Origin of the sequence: Collinsella sp. CLA-ER-H11 (assembly GCF_040092445.1) — a bacterium.
Classification (GTDB): Bacteria; Actinomycetota; Coriobacteriia; order Coriobacteriales; family Coriobacteriaceae; genus Collinsella.
In genome coordinates this window covers 1-1,002 of record NZ_JBBNLN010000033.1, presented here as the reverse complement: position 1 = coordinate 1,002, position 1,002 = coordinate 1, and the positions used below count along the sequence as shown (strand labels likewise).

Annotated in this window: 1 protein-coding gene; it reads left to right on the top strand. The window is 58.0% G+C overall.

Annotation, left to right across the window (positions count from 1 at the left end):
* Positions 1-962 (top strand): IS3 family transposase (locus AAAX35_RS09585; protein ID WP_349117460.1); only part of this gene is annotated, 962 nt, incomplete at its 5' end.
* Positions 963-1,002 lie beyond the last annotated feature (40 nt).

Below are 1,002 nucleotides of genomic sequence, written 5' to 3'. Positions count from 1 at the left end.
TACGAGATCGTGAAGCTCAAGAAGAAGGTCGAGGAGCTCGAGCGCGAGAACGAGATACTAAAAAATTTCCGGGCCTTCTTGAGTCAAGACCATGCGTGAGGTTCGAGTTCCTCAAAGAGCATAGGGGCGAGATCGGCCCCATCAAGAAGGCATGCGGGCTGATGAAAGTCTCGAAATCCGGTTTCTACGAGTATCTCGGCCGGAAGAAGTCCGACGCCCAGATAGAGCGGGAGGCGATCGAAGGTTTCGTCGTCGAGGCCTTCGAGCGGCACAAGGGCCGTTACGGCTACCGGCGCATCAACCGCGAACTGCGAAAAAGCGGCATCGTCGTGAGCGAGAAGCGCGTGCTCCGCATCATGCAGAAGCTCGGACTTGCCGGAAAGGGCGCGACCCGAAAACACCGCATCCAGAAGAAGGTCGAGCCGGGAGACCCTCGGTTGAACCTGGTAGAGCGCGCTTTCACCGTGGGCGAGCGCAACAGGCTTTGGGTGGGCGACATCACCTACATACCCACAAGAGAAGGGTGGCTCTATCTCGCAGCCGTGATAGACGCCTTCTCCCGCAAGGTCGTGGGCTGGTCGATGTCCGAGCGCATCACCGAGAAGGTCGCGATCGACGCGATGGAGCAGGCGGTCGGCAGGGAGGGTCCGCCAGATGACGGCAGCCTCGTCTTCCATGACGATCAGGGCGCGCAGTACACCTCCCGTTCATTCCAGCGGTGTCTGGACTCGCATGGCATAGTCCAGTCGGTATCAAGGCCCGGCACGCCGCTGGACAACGCGGTGGCCGAGTCGTTCTTCAAGACGCTGAAAAGGGAATTGGTGAAAGAGAGGAGCTATGGGACGAGGGACGAGGCCAAGCAGGACATCTTCAAGTACATAGAGCTCTATTACAATAGGGTGCGCATGCATTCCACCCTGGGCTACATGTCTCCAGTGGAATACGAGCGGCAATACGCTTGAGGATCCTTAAAAGAAAGTCCAGTTTATCCTTCCCACTCCA